Raw genomic sequence first — 14,945 nt, 5'->3', positions numbered from 1 at the left:
GTTTGTCTTTGATAGAAATATCAACAATATTAAAACTAGCATTATTTAAAATGCACAACGGGTTAATTTAATTAGTTATACTTCGAGGAACATTGTACTTTATATAAGTGAATCCTCTATTTCAGAAAAGGAGAGGTGTAGGTACCTTATTCATATCTAATTTTAAAATAATCATTCCAAAATGTAAAATTGAATAACATTTGTACTCTAATATGTTAAGATGAATCAAATGGAACAAGAGAAACTTTTCATGGATTGGTTTGATAAATATCAAGGCGTAATTATAAAGATTGCTAGATCTTTTACTAGTAGCGCGGATGATTTTGACGATCTCTACCAAGAAATCATTATTCAAATATGGAAATCTACTGTTTATTTTAGAGGAGAGTCATCGGCAATGACTTGGGTCTATAAAGTTGCGATTAACCGAGCAACTTTATGGAAAAAACGGGAATCAAAAAGGCTCGAGCTAATAAAGTCAATTGATTTGCCTTCAGCATTGCTTAAAATGGATGATGATCATCCAGACCACTTTGAATATCTCTATCAAGGGATTAGGAAGCTTAACAAAATAGATAGATCACTGATCTTACTTGTACTTGATGAAGTGAGTCATAAGGAAATTTCTCAAATAATGGGACTTTCAGAGCCTGCAGTGGGTGTCCGAATTCATCGTGTCAAGAAAAAGCTTTTAGGATTAATTAAAAGAGATTGAAATGGAATTTGAAGAAGTATTAAAAGATTGGAATGAACAAAATATAAAACCGAAATTGAATAAGCATGAAGCTCTTCAGTTAATTAATAGAAATGTCCGAAAACATACAAGAAATAACTTTTGGATACTCTTTATCTCTGGAACTATAATGTTATTAGCATTTCTCTCACTTTTATTTTGGGTTTATCTTTTTGTTAATATAGGTTCAGGTCAAATGCGTGAAATGGACATTTTTCCTCCATTTGGATGGTTTATATTATTTCCTTTGTACGCCTTTGCAATTAGCTTACATATCATTATTAGACATATTTCCCAAAAGAAAAAGCAACGTGCATTTAACCAAACTGTAAATGGAATATTACTTGTAAGAAAAAACCAGATAGAAAACCGAATATCTTTCTTTCGCAAGCTTCCATTTATTTATCTGGGAGGGTTGTTGGTTACAACGCTTGGCCAGTTTATTACGCCTGAGTTTAGTTACTTCACTAATTATTCATTACCAATAGCATTCGGGCTGTTCTTACCAGATGTACTATTAATAGTTGTTTTGACCGTATTAACAAGAAAAAGAATAAGGAATAAATATAAGCCTCAATTATCAGAAATTGAAAAACTTCTGAAAGACATAAATTTCAATGACCAGACATGAGTAAATTTTTCTTTAGAACTTTAAAGTTCATACTAATTAGTTTATCTATAATATTATTTTTCATCTTCTTTTCATTGCTATGGAATTACTTAAATGGAGATGCACTCCCTAATGCGGATCATTTAAACCCTGTGTCCACAGAGATATATGATGATCGCTATACAGGTCACATAAAAAAAGCTAAAAACATTCTTAAGCAAAGAAGCCAAAAATTTCATGCCCCTGGATATTCTATTAGTGTTGGGGTCAACAATGAAGTTGTATGGTCTGAAGTTTATGGTTATGCCAATCTTGAAAACCAGACACCACTCACCATTCAATCTAAATTTCCAATAGGAAGTTTATCCAAGCCTTTGACAGCTACGGCAGCTATGAGGCTTTTTGAAGACGGAGTGATAGATTTACAAACTGATATTTGTGAGATTGTTCCAGAATTCCCTAAAAAACCTTACAAGATTTCTTTAGAACACCTGCTTTCTCACCGGTCGGGCATTCGGCATTACCATACAAAATTTAAATGGCCACCGCCTTATTTTACTATTGATCTACATGTGGATGATGACTTTTCGAACTCAGAACAGAGGCTTGGTCTTTTTTCCCATGACAGTTTGTTATTTCAGCCAGGAACTGAATATAGCTATAGTACATTTGGATACACTCTAGTAGGAGAAGCAATGGCCAAAGCTACTAATGTGAATTTCTTAGATCTTATGGGTGCTTTGATTTTTGAGCCATTAGGAATGTCATCCACAGGTGCAGATTATATTGATAAGCCTTTAAGCGAAAGAGTGACAAGCTATAACAAAACTATAATAGGAAAGCGGGTAGAGATTGCCCCGGATGAGAATTGTAGCTATAAATGGGCGGGAGGTGGTTTTCTATCTACATCTAAGGATTTAGCAAAATTCGGACTGGCATTAACAAACGGACAAATAATAAAAGATTCCAGCTTTAAGTCCATGCTTCGGCCAATAAGTCCATATGAAAATTCACCGTTTCCCCAATTTCACGGTATGGGTTGGAACTTTTATAAATTAGCTTCAGGAAATACGCTTGTTAATCATGGTGGGTCACCAACTGGTGGACAGGCCAGCATGGTAATGATTCCAGAAGCAAAAGTGGTGGTGGTAGTCTTGACAAATTCCTATATTTATGGCTCGCTGCCATTGAAAATTGTTGCAACCAAAATTGCACAAGAATTTAGCAAAAGTCTAAAAAATAATTCTTCTTTAAGTATTTCTATAGACTAGTGTTTTGTGGATATTCGAATTTCCATAATTATATTGGGAGGAGCTTTGTTAGAATATGTAATTCTGCCTTGGTTTAAGGCCTCCAAAAGCTTAGGTTTTTTTAGGCACTTGAAAAGATATCAATCCAACGCATTTTTCGTAACGTACCAGCGCCAACCAATTAAGGCGAGTTGTAGTTTACTGGCCTTGGCTAAATCTAATTTCCTTTTTGAATAGCTTGGGAGTAACGATTTATTAACCTTCGCTAAAAATTTAAAAACTTGCTTTTTCACCTGAAATGTTGTTGAAACAAAAATAGTAAAACTTATTCTAGACTAAGTTTTACTTTTTTTTGGGTTTAGAACATTGAAATAATCAAAAGGATTATGTCAATGACAAATTTGGCAAGTGTGATCATATTTTTGCGGGTTTTAAAGGGTTAATAATTGTGCTGTTTTTTGAAGATATATATTTGGCACAATGTCCACCAAACGTTTTTATGAAAATCGATAAATTTGCATACTGAATTGTAAGTAAAAAAATGATATTGGTTTCGATATGAATGTGACTTGCTTATAAATTGTTTTAAAAAAGAATTGTGTTGAGCTATTTTTGTTTCAAAACGAAACAATTATAGGGGTTTTTGGAAGTGTTTTTTTAAAACTAAGGGGCATTTGGTCTTTAAATGGGATTTTTTTAGGGTTTTCATCTTTTTCAACAAAAAAAGACACCCGATTGGGGTGCCTTTAAAAACAATAAGGTTTTATGCGTTATTTCGTTACTACTTTAACAATACTTTTGTTTGAGCCACTATTTTTGTCTCTCATAATCTTTAAGGAACCTATATTGTCAGGGTGTATGTTGTGAAATTCAGTGGCGGTCACATTCTTGCCATCAACTATAAACATGGGGTTGCCAATAACCTTAACAAAAGGAGATTTGGAGTTTTCTGTTCTCATTGTAATATTTACGACACCATTCTTGCCTTTGTCTCCATACTCCCCTAAATCAGGTTGACCAGGTTTAATTATCGACATTCTTTCAACTTGAAGGGGGTCAATCAAAGCGAAGTCAGATTTAGTAACCTCTTTTCCATCAACAATAAATAAGGGGGTATTATTTAAGTTCTTGTCCCTTAGAAACTCAGCAATAATATCTGGTTTTTTATGAACGTAAATGGTATCTTTAGTGGCGTGTATTATGTTGCGGTTTCGATTTTGAGTTGCCTTCCATTCGTTGTTTTTTGCGAATGTCTTGGTAACAACTTCCAAAACATCACCCCTTAAAGTATCACCGTATTTTTCTTTTGCATACCTATTCTTTAAGACATTAACACTCTCGATTCTCAATGGCGAAATTTTTTCAAGTTCTTTTTTGTTTGAGGTATTTCCGTCAACAACTATCAGACCCAAACTATCTGGGCTAAACTTAATATTAGCCTTACCCGTAAATTTTGTTGTCCCTTTTTTCGTATCCGCAACCATCATCGATTTTCCTGTTCCCGGGTGCATGGCCAAGGTAAACTTTACAGTTTCTATTTCAATAGCGCCGTTTTCGCCTTTTTCTCCATACTTTTTTATGGAGTTATTGGCTTCAAGTATCTCAATCCTTTCAATGTCATTTGAACTTAAGTCGCTAATCTTGTCTCTTGAAACTTCCTTGTTATCCAAAAATATTAGAGCATTTTTTAAGTGTTCTTCCGGAATTATGTTTTTCAGTCTTTTACTTTGTTTATAGACATCCGCTTCTTTTGGAGATGGAAAACCCATAACAACTTTCATTTCGTTGCTTGATGGATTTCCAATTTCGATAACGTTATGTGCTTTGTCCAAAACTATTTTTATGGGCTTAATGGGAAGGATTGATGATGTGTCAAAAGTAGCGTTCCCAAAATCACTTTGTATCTCCAAATCAATTGAGGTAATTAAACCGTTATGATTTCTTTCTAACAAGTTTATTTTCAATAGGTACTCTTTGTTATTCAAATATTCCTTTAGTTGTTGTAACTGTTCGTCGGTCATACCATCGAGGACATGAAGTGTTTCTGATTTTTCTTTATTTTGATGAAAATCCAGTACAGAATCTGGGTTATTCTGAGATGAAATAAATACCTCCTCCGTATTAAAACTCATTAAAAACCAGCCCAAAGCAGGCAGTATAAAAAGGTATTTCAATAAATTGACGGATTTTGATTTTGATTTTTGTAACATAATGATTCGTTTTTTGATGGATGAATTATAAAAATTATTTGTGATTGATAAGTTGTGTTCTGGAGTGATGGTTTTTAACAACGCATATTGGTAGTCCTTAATTGAATCTGACAATCCCATAGCACGTTCGTCGGCAATAAATTCCAAATTATACTTTAGGCTTTTGCTGTACAGCCATGCAATGGGATTAAACCAGAACAGGGTACAGTACACTTGGGACAAAAGTATGTCTATGGAATGGAGGCCCTTAACATGCACTTTCTCATGATTGAGTATTTGTTGCAGTTCCTGCTTATCAAATTGGGCTGGGTTATAAACAATCCATTTAAAAAATGAAAAGGGAGTAATATCTTTTGAGGTTTCGATTATAACTACATCTGGATCCTTCCTTGCGATTTTTCCCGATGAGATTTTGATCAAGGACAGCAGTTGGAATAGTAACCGGGAGACAAAAATGGCCACCCCAAAAAAGTAAATGCCTAAAATATAATCCTGGAAGTTAAAACTGGTGGGAGGCTTATCCGCGTTAGATGAAAATGTCGTGTAATCGCTATACAGTAGCTCTGCATTGCTAAAAGTTAGTGGCGCCTGTTCAATGTAAATAGGAATAGTAATTAATGGCACAATAAGCGACAGCAAAATCCCGCTTAATAAAAACCACCTGTTGTGCTCAAAAAATGTTTCACGTTGCAAGAAGATAAAATAGATGAGGTAGAAAATCGCCAAAATGGCACTCGATTTTAATAAAAACTCCATAGCCTACTTTTTCTTTTCAATTAAATCAATGATCTCTTTGAGTTCCTCAACACTAATTTTTTCTTCCTTGGCAAAAAACGATACTACGTTCTTGTATGAGTTATTAAAATAATTATGTATGGCATTGTTCATAAATCGTTTTCGGTAGTCCTCCTTTTTTACAACAGGGTAGTATTGATGGGTTTTTCCGTAGGCGTTATGGCTTACATATCCTTTTTCCTCCAAATTCCGAATAATGGTGGAAAGCGTGTTATAATGGGGTTTATCCGTTTTAATTTCTGCTAAAACATCTTTTACAAAAGCATTTTCAAGCTTCCATAAAATCTGCATAATTTCTTCCTCTTTGTTTGTTAGTTTTTCCATGTATTTTAAATTTTTATTTGGGCGTTACCTTCGCTCATACCTACAAGGTTTTCAAAACCTTGCAGGATCGCTTCGGTCGGGCTTTCCGTTCCAAGTCCTCGCTCGCTCCTTCGGGCTCGCTGTGGGCTTTCCTCTTCAATCCCTAACGCACCTATCCGCAAAAACCATTGCTTTCTCAACTTGTTTTAATGTTTGCCGAATGAAGTGCTTTGCAAATATAAACTATTTTTGTAGTTATATAACTAAAATTATAGTTATTTAACGAAATTTTTAGTTATATAGCTGTTTATAACTCGTAAATCGAAAATTGTAAATCGTTAAATCTTAGTATTATCTTCGCAAAAAAAATAGTGTATGAGTTTACTTTGGGTCATCCTAGGTTTTGTGCTTTTGGTAATTGGTGGGGAATATTTGGTACGTTCGTCAGTAGCACTTTCCTTTAAATTCAATATCTCAAAAATGGTAATTGGGATGACGGTAGTATCCTTTGCGACTTCAGCACCAGAATTACTAGTAAGCCTTCAAGCCGCGCTTTCGGGTTCGCCTGCTATTGCCATCAACAATGTGGTCGGTTCAAATATTGCCAATATAGGTTTGGTTTTGGGGATTACCGCTTTGGTTGGGCCTATAATGGTGGATAAATCCTTTTATAAATTGAACTGGCCTGTAATGATGGTCTTTTCTATTGCGTTTTATTACTTTTTGAAAAACGACGAAATTTTAACTGCCCTTGAAGGTGGTGTTCTGTTTTTGGGATTGATAGGATTCTTGTTTGTGCTGATTAGAAGTGCCAAAAAAGATGCAGTTTCCGAGGAAGTGGATGAATCACTGGCCGTTGTTTCAAATTTCAAAATTATTTTATGGTTGTTGATTGGAGCGGCCTCACTTTATTTTGGTAGTGAGTGGTTGGTGGAGGGCTCTAAAGAAGTGGCTCGCGCAATAGGTGTAAGTGAAGCCGTAATTGGCGTTTCTTTAATAGCCATTGGTACTAGTGTTCCCGAATTGGCAGCATCGGTTATTGCTGCGGCCAAACAGGAAAAGGCCATTTCCCTGGGTAATTTAATTGGCTCAAATATTTTTAATATTGGCTCAGTACTGGGGATGACTTCCTTGGTAAAGCCTATTCCGGTGACCGAACCACAAATACTCACCAATGATATTTTCTGGATGCTAGGGTTTGCAGCGGTGCTAATACCAATGATATTTCTGCCCAAGCAAATGCAGATTAGTAGATTTAAAGGCTTCTTTTTGGTTCTGGGTTATGGCATTTTTATGGTGCTGGTATTTTCTAAATAAAAAAAAGCCTAAAACGATTTACATTTTAGGCCTTCAATCAACTTTTATTTAATCCTTTAGTTCCTGAAAATCGTCTGTTTTCTATCCGGCCCAACTGAAACAATGGTGATTGGTGTTTCCAGTTCCTTTTCCAAGAATGCAATGTATTCATTTAGTTCCTTTGGCAATTCTGAAGCTTCGGACATTTTGGTCAAATCTTCGCTCCAGCCTTTAAATTCAGTATAAATTGGAGTCACATTTTCGGGTTCGATATTATACGGTAAATGTTTGATGACTTCACCTTTGTAATTGTATGCCGTACATACTTTTAAAGTTTTAAAGCCTGAAAGCACATCGCCCTTCATCATCATCAATTGGGTAACACCATTCACTTGTACCGCATATTTTAGAGCCACCAAATCCAGCCAGCCACATCGTCTTGGGCGACCAGTGGTAGCTCCAAATTCGTGGCCAACTTTGGCCATGGTTTCCCCGTCTTCATCAAATAATTCCGTTGGGAACGGGCCCGATCCCACACGGGTCGTATAAGCCTTGAAAATACCAAAAACATCACCAATTTGGTTAGGAGCAACGCCTAATCCAGTACATGCACCTGCGGCAGTGGTATTGCTGGAAGTTACAAACGGATAGGTTCCAAAATCAATATCCAGTAATGACCCTTGGGCGCCCTCAGCCAAAATGGTTTTGCCTTGGCGTTGGGCTTGATAAACGTATTCCTCAGAGTCAATAAACGTTAAGGATTTCAAAACCTTTACGGCTTCAAAAAACTCGCTTTCCAATTCCTTTAAATCGTATTCAATGGCGGCATCGTAATAATCAATCATGGATTCATGTTTGTCTGCCAGAGCCCTGTAGCGCTCTTTCCAGTCACTCAATTCCAATTCACCAATACGAATTCCGTTTCTTCCCGTTTTGTCCATGTAAGTTGGTCCAATGCCTTTTAGGGTTGAGCCGATTTTGGCCTTTCCTTTTGAAGCCTCACTGGCCGCATCCAGAAGTCGGTGGGTTGGTAATATGATATGCGCTTTTCTTGAAATCAATAGCGATTTTCTGAAATCCACATCTTGCTCTTCAAGTTTATCTAATTCCTTCTTAAAAATTACAGGATCAATGACTACGCCGTTACCAACTAAATTAATAGCTTCGTCATGAAAAATCCCAGAGGGAATCGTATGCAAAACGTGCTTCCGTCCGTTAAAAACCAAGGTGTGCCCAGCATTTGGTCCTCCTTGAAAACGTGCAATAATATTGTAGTTTTTGGTGAGTACATCAACAATTTTTCCCTTGCCTTCGTCTCCCCATTGTAGTCCTAGTAGTAAATCTACTGCCATTCTAAAATAAATTTGTTAGTTGTTTTTTTCGGTGTTAGCCTCTGAAGATTTGCGGTTCCCGTAAAAATATAACGAGTGGTTGTTGATTTCGATATTGAAGACCTCCTCAATCGTTTTTTTGATAGATTGAATTCTGGGGTCGCAAAATTCAATCACTTCACCCGTATCCGTTAGAATCACGTGGTCGTGCTGTCTATCAAAATAGGATTTTTCGTAATGCGCCTGATTTTGACCAAATTGATGCTTTCGTACCAAACCGCATTCTAAAAGCAATTCAATCGTATTGTAAAGAGTGGCTCGTGATACCCTATACTTTTTGTTCTTCATATTCAGGTAAAGCGACTCGATATCAAAATGCTCCGTGCTATCGTAAATTTCCTGGAGTATAGCATAGCGTTCGGGTGTTTTTCTGTGCCCGTTGCTTTCCAAAAAGTTGGTAAAAACGCTTTTTACAATCTCTTGATTTTTGCTATCTGTTGTGGAACCCATAATTGCGAGTGCAAATTTACATTTTTTATACTCTTGACACTTTATCTATCCCATTTATTTTTTCGAGTTTAGCTAATAATTTTCGTAAAAGCGCCTTGTTTTTTACAATGACTTTGATTTTCCCTGTGAACAAGCCGTCATCCGTTTCAAAACTAAGGCTTTTCATATTTACGTGCATGTTGTCCGAAATAATTTTGGTGATATCGTTTACCAAGCCCAATTGGTCAATCCCCGATACTTTGATTTCGGTAGCATATTCCTGCTGGCTAGAGTCTATCCATTTGGCCGGCATAATTCGATAGGCGTAGTTAGATTGAAGGCTCAAGGCATTTGGGCAGTTGTTTTTATGCACTTTAATCCCTTCAGAAACTGTTAAAAAACCAAAGACGTCGTCTCCTGGAATCGGGTTACAACAGTTGGACAGTTTGTAGTCCAGTTTTTCCTCTTCTTTGTTGAAAACCAAGGAGTCGTAATTGGAGGTAACTTCTTCTTTTTCAATATCTTCCTTAGGAATGGTAGTCTTTTTGGTAATGCGGTTTTTAAAAAAACTAACGAAGGCGTTGCTTCTGGAGGAGGCAAAATCCTTTAGCATTACGTTGTCAATAGAACCGATCCCAACTCGGTAGAACAAATCCAGACTTGTTTGCAGTTTAAAATGGCGAACCAAATCGTTTACCGTTGATTCGTTAAGAGTTATTTTTAGTTGCTTCAGCTTTCTTCTTAAAATTTCCTTGCCTTCCTCGCCTATAATTTTACGGTCTTCACGCAGGGCAGATTTAATTTTTGCCCTCGCTCGAGCCGTGGTGGTGTAATCCAACCAGTTGGCATTGGGTTTGGAACTTTCAGAAGTTACAATTTCAACTTGGTCTCCACTTTTTAGTTCTTGGCTTAAGGGGACGAGTTTTCCGTTTACTCTAGCACCGCGGGTATGCATGCCTACCTCGGTATGTATATGAAAGGCAAAATCTAGGGATGTAGCACCCTTGGGCAACGATTTTAGCTCTCCTTTAGGTGTGAATACAAATATTTCTTGGGAATAAAGATTGAGCTTGAATTGTTCTACAAAATCCACGGCATTAACGCTTGGGTTTTCCAAAGCTTCTTGTAATCTGTTAATCCAACTCTCTAGATTATCTTCCTTTTCGTCTTCTTGTTTGTATTTGTAGTGCGCTGCATAGCCTTTTTCGGCAATTTCATTCATGCGCTCACTCCTAATCTGAACTTCAACCCATCTGCCTTTTGGGCCCATAACGGTGATATGCAAAGCCTCGTACCCTGTCGATTTTGGTGAAGAAATCCAGTCTCTTAGTCTGATTGGGTTTGGTCTAAAATGGTCCGTAACTATCGAGTATATTTTCCAAGCCAAAAACTTTTCGTTGTGGTCCTCGGATTTGTAAATAATCCTAATGGCAAACTTGTCATAAACCTCGTCAAAAGATACGCCCTGGTTTACCATCTTTTTACGAATGGAAAAAATGGATTTTGGTCTTCCTTTGATAGTATACTTAAAGTCTTCCTTGTCCAAGGAATTTTTGATGACACTGCTAAACTGTTCGATGTACTGGTCCTGTTCTTCCTTGCTTTCCTGAATTTTGTTAAGAATGTCATTATACACCTCTGGCTGTGTATATTTCAGTCCTAAATCCTCAAGTTCGGTTTTGATGTTGTAAAGGCCAATTCTATGTGCCAAAGGTGCATAGATATAAAGCGTTTCCGAAGCTATTTTCACCTGTTTGTCGGGACGCATGGCGTCCATTGTTTGCATATTGTGCAGGCGGTCAGCTATTTTGATAATGATTACCCGGACATCATCATTTAAGGTCAACAGCATTTTCCTGAAATTCTCGGCCTGTAGGGACACATCCATGTCCTGCTCCTTGCTCAAAGAAGAAATTTTGGTGAGACCGTCCACAATGCGGGCCACGGTTTCGCCAAAAAGTTGCTCGATATCGTCAATGGAGTAATCATCACAGTCCTCTACTACATCGTGAAGTAGGGCAGCCGCAATAGAAGTAGCGTCCAGCCCAATTTCCTGCGCCACTATTTTTGCCACCGCAAGTGGGTGGAAAATATAGGCCTCACCAGATTTTCGGCGTTGGTCTTTATGACCGTCCAATGCCACTTCAAAGGCTTTTCTGATGAGCTTTTTGTCCTCAGCCGTAAGTGTCGTGTAGCTTACTTTCAGTAGCTCTTTATAGGCTTTGGCAATGGCCGCGTTTTCTATTTCAATCTCTTCCTCTGTCATTGAATAAAAATAATGCAAACAATATTAATAGCCAATACAGAAGTTTAACTTTTTTCTTAGTGTACTTTACCTAAAAATGAGGTGAGTTTTTGAACGGCTTTCCCACGATGGCCAATATCGTTTTTTAGTTTTAATTCCATTTGGGCAAAGGTCATGTCGTGCCCTTCCGGTTTAAAAATAGGGTCGTAGCCAAATCCTTTGTTGCCCATTTTTCCTGAAGTGATTTTGCCTTTACAAATACCCGTAAATATGTGAAGTTTTTCATTTAGATATAAAGCGATTACGGTTTTAAATTGTGCCGTGCGGTCCGCTTTACCCTTCAAGTTTTCCAGCAATAAATCCATGTTGTCATTAGCATCGCGTTGCGAACCGGCGTATCTGGCAGAATAAACTCCGGGTTCGCCATTCAGCGCACTTACCTCAAGACCGGTATCATCGGCAAAGCAATTATAGCCATAATTCGCTTTAATGAATTCTGCCTTTTGGATGGCGTTGCCTTCAATAGTTTCTTTGGTTTCTGGTATATCATCAAAGCACCCTATGTCTTTCAAACTTAAAAGTTTGATATTATCAGGTATTAAGGCCTGGACCTCCTTTAGTTTATTTAAATTATTCGTAGCAAAAACAAGATGCATTGTGTTAGTTTAAAAATGGCACTAAAAGTACAATTATAACGATTTATATAAAAAGCACTAAATTAGTTTTATGGATTTATTCAATCAAAAAATAACTAAAACTATTTAAATGGGACATAGAGTAAAAACAGGAGTTTTATCGTACGGAAAATCAGGCAGCTTATTTCATTGCCCGTTTTTGGAGTTACATTCCGGCTTTGATTTGTATGCAATTTTGGAACGTACAAAGAAGAACGCTCAGCTAGAATATCCAAATATTATAAGTTATGATTCAATAGATGCATTTTTAAATGATCCGGAGATTGAACTTGTTGTTGTAAATACGCCAAGTGCCACGCATTTTGAGTTTGGATTAAAGGCAATCCAATCAGGAAAGCATGTCGTGATGGAAAAACCATTCGCTGTAACTTTAGACGAGGCCAAAACACTTTATAGAGAAGCTGATAAACATAATCGACTTATTTTGCCCTATCAGAATAGGCGCTATGATAGTGATATTTTATCTGTGAAAAATGCTTTGGAGTCAGGCAAACTAGGTGATTTAATAGAGGTGCATTTTAGATATGACAGATATGTTTATGCGCTGAGTGATAATGCCTCTAAAGAGTCTCCTGTTCCGGGAAACAGTGTTTTGTATAATCTAGGATCTCATGTTGTTGATGCTGCGATTTCCTTATTTGGTGAGCCCATAGCATGGCGTAAATCCTCAGGACAATTTAGACCCAATACTCAAGTAGATGACTACGCGCATGTACATTTAGAATACCCCAGCGGATTACAGGTGTTTATCACCGCAAGCCTGTTAGTTGCCGACCCTATGCCAGCGTTTGTGTTATACGGGAAAAATGGTGCTTATGTAAAGGAACGGACTGATGTGCAAGAAGATCAAATTGAAGCAGGTATAAAACCCAATGATCCGTTGTATGGTATTGAGGCAGATGATAAGGAAGGTGTGCTGACTTATTATGAAAATGGGACTAACAAAGTACAGGAAAAAATTCCCTCCATACGCTCTACCTACTTGAATATTTTTGAAGATGTTTATCAGACCATTAGAAACAATAAACCCTATGTGGTAACAAAATCCCAAATTTTAAAGCAAATAGAGATACTTGAATAGTATAGGGTATGAAATTTTATAACTATTTTATGACTTTTGTTCTGTCCCTTTATGCAGGAAACTATTATTTTAGATAAGAATTAACAATTAAAAGAAAACGGATTATGACAGTAAATTTTCAGTATGTAGATGTAGATGTTAGTGAAACTCTTTCTGGTTTCACTGAAGAAAAATTAGGTAAATTGTTTAATAAATACGAATTTTTGATAGGTGCCATGGTGTACTTCAAACAGGACGAAAAAGACCATGATGCAGGGAAAATATGTAATATTGAATTAAGCCTCCCGGGGCCCAGAATATATGCCACGTCAAACGAACATAATTTTGAGGTGTCAGTTAGGGAAACCATTAAAGACTTAGACCGCCAGCTTAAAAAGCGGAAGCGGGTTTTTAAGACACATTAAATTTAGCGGTGGTGATAGGGTTCGTTCCTCAAAATCGTAAACCCTCGATACAGCTGCTCCACAAAAAATAAGCGAACCATTTGATGGGAAAATGTCATTTTTGAAAGTGACAGTTTCCCATTCGCTTTTTTGTAAACTTCTTCAGAAAATCCATAAGGTCCCCCAATGACGTAAACCAATTGTTTGACTCCTGAATTCATGTGTTTTTGTAGATGTTTTGAAAATGCAATGGAATCTAATTGTTTGCCGTTTTCATCTAAAAGCACCAAAACGTCCGTTGAGTTAATCTGCTTTAAAATGAGTTCGCCTTCCTTCTGTTTTTGTTCATTTTCGCTGAGATGTTTCGTCTTTTTTAAATCGGGAATGATGTCAAATTCAAACTTTACATAATGCCCAAGCCTCTGCATGTAAAGTTCGACTAGCTCTATAAGTTCCTTATTATCAGTTTTGCCAATGGCAAGTAATTTTATGGTCATAGCCCAAAATTACAATTTCATTTTTTACGATATTCATATTATAAGTCTTAAAAACTAAAAAATTCGTAATTTCCAGTTCCATTTATTATTTTTGCGCAAATTCCCTAGTATGATTACCAAAGAATATTTTGAAAAAGAAGTAGCATTCATCATCGAAAACGCTATAAGAGAGGATGTTGGCGATGGTGACCATAGTTCGCTGGCTTGTATTCCAGAAAATGCAAGAGGAAGGGCAAAATTGTTGGTAAAGGACAAGGGCGTAATTGCGGGAGTAGCTTTCGCAAAGCGTGTGTTTGAGTACGTAGACAAAAAACTTAGGGTAGAAATTAAAATTGAAGACGGGACTCCGGTATCCTATGGCGACATCGTATTGTATGTTGAGGGGCCTGCTCAATCCATTTTAAAAGCGGAAAGAACCGTACTCAACGCCATGCAACGCATGAGTGCAATTGCCACTAAAACTAGGCGATTTGTCACACTTTTAAAAGGCACGAAAACACAAATTTTGGACACCCGAAAAACCACACCGGGCATACGTGTCCTTGAAAAATGGGCGGTTAAAATCGGTGGTGGTGAAAACCATAGATTCGCGCTTTACGATATGATTATGCTGAAGGATAACCACATCGATTTTGCAGGTGGCATCACCAAAGCCATAGATATGACCAAGGAATACCTTGCAACAACAGAAAAGGATTTGAAAATCATGGTGGAAGCTAGGGATTTGAACGAGGTTGAGGAGATTTTAAAAAGTGATGGCATCTATCGTATTTTGATCGATAATTTTGACTATGAGGACACTAAAAAAGCAGTTGAACTAATAGGGAACAAGTGCCTCACGGAATCTTCTGGAAACATCAATGAAACTACCGTAAGACATTATGCAGAATGTGGCGTGAATTTTATTTCATGCGGAGCACTGACCCACTCGGTACACAATATGGATCTTAGTCTAAAGGCGGTATAGTCATTCTTGACGATTCTTTTATTTAAATAACATTTTACTTTTTAGTGAGACTAATTTTTT

At 37.0% G+C, this 14,945-nt stretch carries 15 protein-coding genes; 7 read left to right on the top strand and 8 right to left on the bottom strand.

Features of this window, described 5'->3' with window-relative positions; translation table 11 throughout:
• The first annotated feature begins 229 nt into the window (after window positions 1–229).
• From ACFSR8_RS05525 to ACFSR8_RS05515, 3 genes are read left to right on the top strand one after another with little or no spacing between them, the layout of a single operon-like run.
• Window positions 230–715, top strand: coding sequence for an RNA polymerase sigma factor (locus tag ACFSR8_RS05525; protein ID WP_380289873.1), 486 nt, complete (start codon window positions 230–232; stop codon window positions 713–715).
• A gap of 1 nt (window position 716) precedes the next feature.
• Complete coding sequence (locus tag ACFSR8_RS05520) at window positions 717–1,364, top strand: hypothetical protein (RefSeq protein ID WP_380289871.1); 648 nt, start codon at window positions 717–719, stop codon at window positions 1,362–1,364.
• Window positions 1,361–2,614: a serine hydrolase domain-containing protein gene (locus ACFSR8_RS05515; protein ID WP_380289869.1), complete on the top strand. Its 1,254-nt coding sequence runs from the start codon at window positions 1,361–1,363 to the stop codon at window positions 2,612–2,614. Before ACFSR8_RS05520 ends, ACFSR8_RS05515 begins: the two co-directional genes overlap by 4 nt.
• Window positions 2,615–2,733: 119 nt before the next feature.
• On the opposite strand, the gene ACFSR8_RS05510 is transcribed toward ACFSR8_RS05515, so the two are convergent.
• The 3 genes from ACFSR8_RS05510 to ACFSR8_RS05500 form a co-directional block, all read right to left on the bottom strand.
• Entirely contained in the window at window positions 2,734–2,886 is a 153-nt protein-coding gene (locus tag ACFSR8_RS05510; protein WP_380289867.1) for an SsrA-binding protein, read from the bottom strand.
• 477 nt (window positions 2,887–3,363) lie between these two features.
• On the bottom strand, window positions 3,364–5,559 hold the full coding sequence (locus ACFSR8_RS05505; RefSeq protein ID WP_380289865.1) for a M56 family metallopeptidase: 2,196 nt from the start codon (window positions 5,557–5,559) through the stop codon (window positions 3,364–3,366).
• 3 nt (window positions 5,560–5,562) lie between these two features.
• Entirely contained in the window at window positions 5,563–5,922 is a 360-nt protein-coding gene (locus ACFSR8_RS05500; RefSeq protein ID WP_380289864.1) for a BlaI/MecI/CopY family transcriptional regulator, read from the bottom strand.
• A gap of 354 nt (window positions 5,923–6,276) precedes the next feature.
• Between ACFSR8_RS05500 and ACFSR8_RS05495 the strand changes: the two genes are divergently transcribed.
• Window positions 6,277–7,218, top strand: coding sequence for a calcium/sodium antiporter (locus tag ACFSR8_RS05495; protein WP_380289862.1), 942 nt, complete (start codon window positions 6,277–6,279; stop codon window positions 7,216–7,218).
• A gap of 56 nt (window positions 7,219–7,274) precedes the next feature.
• On the opposite strand, the gene ACFSR8_RS05490 is transcribed toward ACFSR8_RS05495, so the two are convergent.
• Genes ACFSR8_RS05490 through ACFSR8_RS05475 form a run of 4 tightly spaced genes read right to left on the bottom strand, consistent with a single transcriptional unit; the run spans window position 7,275 to window position 11,918 of the window.
• Complete coding sequence (locus ACFSR8_RS05490; RefSeq protein WP_380289860.1) at window positions 7,275–8,549, bottom strand: adenylosuccinate synthase; 1,275 nt, start codon at window positions 8,547–8,549, stop codon at window positions 7,275–7,277.
• Between the two features lie 15 nt (window positions 8,550–8,564).
• Window positions 8,565–9,038 (bottom strand): Fur family transcriptional regulator, encoded by a 474-nt coding sequence (locus ACFSR8_RS05485; protein WP_186562748.1) that lies wholly within the window; start codon window positions 9,036–9,038, stop codon window positions 8,565–8,567.
• Between the two features lie 25 nt (window positions 9,039–9,063).
• A complete protein-coding gene (locus ACFSR8_RS05480) occupies window positions 9,064–11,283 on the bottom strand; it encodes a RelA/SpoT family protein (protein WP_380289857.1) in 2,220 nt (739 codons plus the stop codon).
• 56 nt (window positions 11,284–11,339) lie between these two features.
• Complete coding sequence (locus ACFSR8_RS05475) at window positions 11,340–11,918, bottom strand: non-canonical purine NTP diphosphatase (RefSeq protein ID WP_380289855.1); 579 nt, start codon at window positions 11,916–11,918, stop codon at window positions 11,340–11,342.
• Window positions 11,919–12,027: 109 nt separating this feature from the next.
• Between ACFSR8_RS05475 and ACFSR8_RS05470 the strand changes: the two genes are divergently transcribed.
• A complete protein-coding gene (locus ACFSR8_RS05470) occupies window positions 12,028–13,038 on the top strand; it encodes a Gfo/Idh/MocA family oxidoreductase (protein WP_380289853.1) in 1,011 nt (336 codons plus the stop codon).
• A gap of 104 nt (window positions 13,039–13,142) precedes the next feature.
• On the top strand, window positions 13,143–13,442 hold the full coding sequence (locus ACFSR8_RS05465; protein WP_380289851.1) for an HPF/RaiA family ribosome-associated protein: 300 nt from the start codon (window positions 13,143–13,145) through the stop codon (window positions 13,440–13,442).
• 2 nt (window positions 13,443–13,444) lie between these two features.
• Here the strand turns inward: ACFSR8_RS05465 and rlmH are convergent, their stop codons facing one another.
• Window positions 13,445–13,918 carry a 23S rRNA (pseudouridine(1915)-N(3))-methyltransferase RlmH gene (rlmH, locus tag ACFSR8_RS05460; protein ID WP_380289849.1) on the bottom strand — a complete coding sequence of 158 codons (474 nt, stop codon included), beginning with the start codon at window positions 13,916–13,918 and terminating at the stop codon, window positions 13,445–13,447.
• Window positions 13,919–14,027: 109 nt separating this feature from the next.
• On the opposite strand from rlmH, the gene nadC reads away from it, so the two are divergent.
• Window positions 14,028–14,885 carry a carboxylating nicotinate-nucleotide diphosphorylase gene (gene nadC / locus ACFSR8_RS05455; protein ID WP_380289847.1) on the top strand — a complete coding sequence of 286 codons (858 nt, stop codon included), beginning with the start codon at window positions 14,028–14,030 and terminating at the stop codon, window positions 14,883–14,885.
• Window positions 14,886–14,945: the final 60 nt, after the last annotated feature.

The organism is Hyunsoonleella rubra (assembly GCF_042684665.1).
Lineage (GTDB): Bacteria > Bacteroidota > Bacteroidia > Flavobacteriales > Flavobacteriaceae > Jejuia > Jejuia rubra.
Note: the sequence above shows the minus strand (reverse complement) of the source record. Positions and strands in the feature narration are given on the sequence as shown.